The 4,542-nt window shown below is 73.1% G+C and carries 2 protein-coding genes; both read left to right on the top strand.

Annotation, left to right across the window (positions count from 1 at the left end):
* Positions 1–3,644, top strand: a 3,644-nt coding sequence (locus tag IE273_RS42870) for a type I polyketide synthase (protein ID WP_189820520.1), incomplete at its 5' end; no start/stop codon positions are given.
* A gap of 27 nt (positions 3,645–3,671) precedes the next feature.
* On the top strand, positions 3,672–4,542 hold an 871-nt coding region (locus tag IE273_RS42865; RefSeq protein ID WP_229888144.1), incomplete at its 3' end, for a beta-ketoacyl synthase N-terminal-like domain-containing protein.

Below are 4,542 nucleotides of genomic sequence, written 5' to 3'. Positions count from 1 at the left end.
CGGTGTTCGTGTTCCCGGGTCAGGGGTCGCAGTGGGCGGGGATGGCGGTGGAACTCCTGGGTTCCTCGCCGGTGTTCGCGGCGCGGATGGCGGAGTGTGAGGCGGCGCTGTCCCCGTTCGTGGACTGGTCGTTGTCGGAGGTGGTGGCCTCTGGTGAGTTCGGCCGGGTGGACGTGGTGCAGCCGGTGCTGTGGGCGGTGATGGTGTCACTGGCGGCACTGTGGGAGTCGGTCGGGGTGAGGCCCGCCGCGGTGCTGGGCCATTCGCAGGGTGAGATCGCGGCTGCGGTGGTGTCGGGTGCGCTGTCGCTGGAGGACGGCGCACGGGTCGTGGCGCTGCGGTCGAGGGCGATCACCGCGCTGGCGGGCCGGGGCGGCATGGTGTCGGTTCCGCTGCCGGTGGAGCAGGTTCACGGCCTGCTGCCCGACGGTGTGTCGGTGGCGGCGGTGAACGGGCCCTCGTCCGTCGTCGTCGCCGGTGATCCGGCCGGTCTGGAGGAGGTCCTGGGCCGGGTGGAGCGGGCCCGGCGCATCCCGGTGGACTACGCGTCGCATTCCGCACAGGTGGAGGAGATCCGTGAGGAGATCCTGCAGGTGCTGAAGCAGGTTTCCCCCCGGCCGGCCACGGTGCCGTTCTACTCCACGGTGGATGCCGAGTGGCTCACCGGGGAGGAACTCGACGCGGGGTACTGGTTCCGCAACCTGCGGCAGACGGTGCGGTTCGAGACCGCCGTGCGGGCCTTGGCCGAGGAGGAGTTCGGGGCGTTCGTGGAGGTCAGCGCTCATCCCGTCCTGACGGTGGGAATGGACGAGGCGTTGGGTGACGCGGCTGTCGTGTCGGGGACGCTGCGGCGCGAGGAGGGGGGTCTGCGCCGGTTCCTGTGCTCCGCCGCGGAACTCTTCGTGCGGGGTGTGGAGGTGGACTGGTCGCCGTTCTTCGGTGGCGCGCCGGCCTGCCGGGACCTGCCGACGTACGCCTTCCAGCGCAAGCGGTACTGGCTGGAGGCCAGGGGCGGCGTGAGCGGCGACGTGAGCGCGGTGGGTCTGCGCAGTGCGGGGCATCCGTTGCTGGGTGCGGCGTTGGCGCTGGCGGATGCCGAGGGGCAGTTGTTCACGGGGCGGTTGTCGTTGCGGACGCATCCGTGGCTGGCCGACCATGCGGTGAACGGGGCGGTGCTGCTGCCGGGGACGGCGTTCCTGGAACTGGCGCAGCACGCCGCCGAGCAGCTCGGCTGCGGCACCGTCGAGGAACTCACCCTGGAAGCACCCCTGGTCCTCCCCGACCACGGCGGACTCGTCCTCCAGCTCTCCGTGGGCGCGGCCGACGAGGCCGGACGACGCTCCCTCGACCTGTACGCCCGGGAGGAAGACGCGTCCGCCGAGCAGGAATGGACGCGGCACGCCACCGGCGTGCTGGCGACCGGCACCGCGGCGGCGGACGGGCTGACCGGCCAGTGGCCCCCGGCTGCGGCCGAACCGCTGGACACGACAGATCTGTACGCCCGCTTCGCCGAACAGGGGTACCAGTACGGACCTGGCTTCCAGGGGCTCAAGGCGGCCTGGCGGCGCGGCGACGAGGTGTACGCCGAGGTCACGCTGCCCGAGACACAGCGCGCCCCGGCCCGGGAGTTCGGCCTGCACCCGGCGCTTCTGGACGCGGCGCTGCACGCCCTGTGGCTGGCGGCTGCCGAGGCCGGACCGTCCGCGGGCGAGGCCGCGGGCCTCCGGCTGCCGTTCAGCTGGGGCAGGGCGAGCCTGTTCGCGTCGGGTGCGGCGACCCTGCGGGTGCGGCTGACGACGACCGGCTCCGACGAAGTCGCGATCACCGTGGCCGATGAGACCGGATTCCCGGTCGCGGCCATCGAATCGCTGGTGATGCGCCCGTTCGCGGCCGGTCAGCTCGAGGCCGCCCGGGTGAGGTCGCTGTTCCGGGTCGACTGGCATCCGGTGACCGCCACGGACGCCGCCGTGCCGACGTACGAGGTGGCCGACTTCACCGCACCCGATGACGACGTGCACGCCGTCGTGCATCGTGCGCTCGCCCTGGTCCAGGAGTGGCTGGCCGGGGACCGGGACGACCGGCGTCTGGTGTTCGTCACTCGCGACGCGGCCGGTCCCGAGCCGCGGGACGCGGTGCACGCCGCCGTGTGGGGCCTGGTCCGCTCCGCGCAGACCGAGCACCCCGACCGGTTCGTGCTGGTGGACCTGGGCGTGGCCGACGACGCGGACACACTGGTGCCCGCCGCCGTGGCCTGTGGCGAACCGCAGGTGGCGGTCCGGGACGGTGCCGTACTCGCCGCCCGCCTCGTGCGGGCCGCGCCGACCGGGAGGGAGCCGAAGTGGGACCCGAGCGGCACGGTGCTCGTCACCGGCGCCGGCGGTGTCCTCGGCGCACTGACCGCACGGCACCTGGTGACCCGGCACGGCATCCGCGACCTGGTGCTGATCGGACGGTCAGGGCCCGACCCGGAACTGGTCGAGGAGCTGACGGCGGCCGGTGCCCGCGTGGTGGCCGCCCGCTGCGACGCGGCCGACCGGACGGCGATGTCCGAGGTCATCGCCGCCATCCCGGCCGCCCGGCCGTTGACCGGGGTCGTGCACGCGGCCGGCGTGCTCGACGACGCCCCGGTCACATCGCTGACGCCCGAGCAGGCCGACCGCGTGCTGCGGCCGAAGGCCGACGCGGCGCTGCTGCTCGACGAGTTGACCCGCGACCTTCGGCTGTCCGCGTTCGTGCTGTTCTCCTCGGCGTCGGCGACCTTCGGCGCGGCCGGCCAGGCGAACTACGCCGCCGCGAACGCCTTCCTCGACGCGCTGGCCGTACGCCGACGCGCCGCAGGGCTGCCGGCCCAGTCGCTGGGCTGGGGGTTCTGGGAGCAGCGCAGCGCCATGACCGGCAGGCTCGGCGACCGCGAGGTGGCCAGGCTCACCAGTGGCGGCGTGCGGCCGATCAACTCGTCCGACGGACTGGCGCTGTTGGACGCCGCGTCCGCCATGGACGAGGCCGTGCTGGTGCCCATCCACCTGGACCTGTCGTCCCCGGGCGACGTGATCCCGCCGCTGCTGCGGCACCTGGTGCGGCCCGCCGTCCGGCGGACCCCGGCCGTGGCCGAGGGACCGGGCGGGGCGGCGTCGTTCCGGGAGCGGCTGGCCGGGAAGCCGGAAGAGGAGCAGCGGGCGGCCCTGTCGCACCTGGTGCGGTCGACCGTGGCCGCGGTCGTCGCCTACGACGGGCCCGCGGCGGTGGACCCGGACCTGACGTTCACGGGTCTCGGCTTCGACTCGCTGATGGCCGTCGAACTGCGCAACCGGCTCTCCACCGCCGTCGGCACCCGGCTGACGCCGACCCTGGCGTTCGACTACCCGACCGCCTCGAGCCTGGCCGGCTACCTGTACGACAAGCTGGGACTCGCCCCGGCGGCGGCTGACGAGCCGGGCGGCGGCCCCGAGGACTCGGAGATCCGCGAAGCCCTCGCGTCCGTCACCACGGACCAGTTGCGTGCGTCCGGGGTGCTCGACGTGATCCTGCGGCTCGCGGAAGAGGGCCGGCGGCAGACGACGGCAGACCGGATCAGTCACATCCAGAGCATGGGCGTCGACGATCTCGTCCGTTGGGCCAGTGCCCTTGGCAATGACCATTCCTGATTCGGATCGACGTGTGTGGAGTTCATGATGAGTGCCCCTCAGGACCAGCTGGTCGCTGCCCTGCGCAGCGCGCTGGTGGACAACGAGCGCCTCAAGGAGGTCAACCAGCGCCTGTCGAAACGGACCGACGAACCGGTCGCGGTGGTGGCCATGGGCTGTCGCTACCCAGGCGGAGTGGCCTCGCCCGACGATCTGTGGGCCCTGGTGCGTGAGGCGGAGGACGCCATCTCCCCCTTCCCCGAGGACCGTGGCTGGGACACCGACGGGCTCTCCGACCCGAGTTCCCCCGACAGGCTGACCTCGCACACCCGCGAGGGCGGCTTCCTTACCGACGCCGGCGACTTCGATCCGGGCTTCTTCGGGATCTCGCCGCGTGAGGCGCTGGCGATGGACCCGCAGCAGCGGCTGCTGCTGGAGACCACCTGGGAGACACTCGAAGGGGCGGGCATCGACCCGGCGACCCTGCGCGGCAGCAGGACCGGCGTCTTCGTCGGCATGATGGGCACCGACTACGGCGCCCCCCTGCACCACGTTCCCGACGGCGTCGAGGCGTTCGTCGGCATGGGCACCCAGTCCAGTGTCGGCTCCGGTCGGATCGCGTACACCTTCGGCCTCGAGGGGCCGGCCGTCACCGTCGACACCGCCTGCTCCTCCTCCCTGGTGGCGATCCACCTCGCCGCGCAGTCCCTGCGCGCGGGGGAGAGCACGCTGGCCCTGGCCGGCGGCGTGTCCGTGATGGCGGGACCCGGCCTGTTCGTGGGCCTCAGCCAACAGGGCGGAGTCGCCCGCGACGGTCGCTGCAAGTCCTTCGCGGAGGGCGCGGACGGCGCGGGTTTCGGTGAGGGTGTCGGCATGGTGCTGCTGGAGCGGCTGTCGGACGCGCGGCGCAACGGGCATC

The sequence above is a fragment of the Streptomyces olivaceoviridis genome (assembly GCF_014650115.1).
GTDB classification, from domain to species: domain Bacteria; phylum Actinomycetota; class Actinomycetes; order Streptomycetales; family Streptomycetaceae; genus Streptomyces; species Streptomyces olivaceoviridis.
Note: the sequence above shows the minus strand (reverse complement) of the source record. Positions and strands in the feature narration are given on the sequence as shown.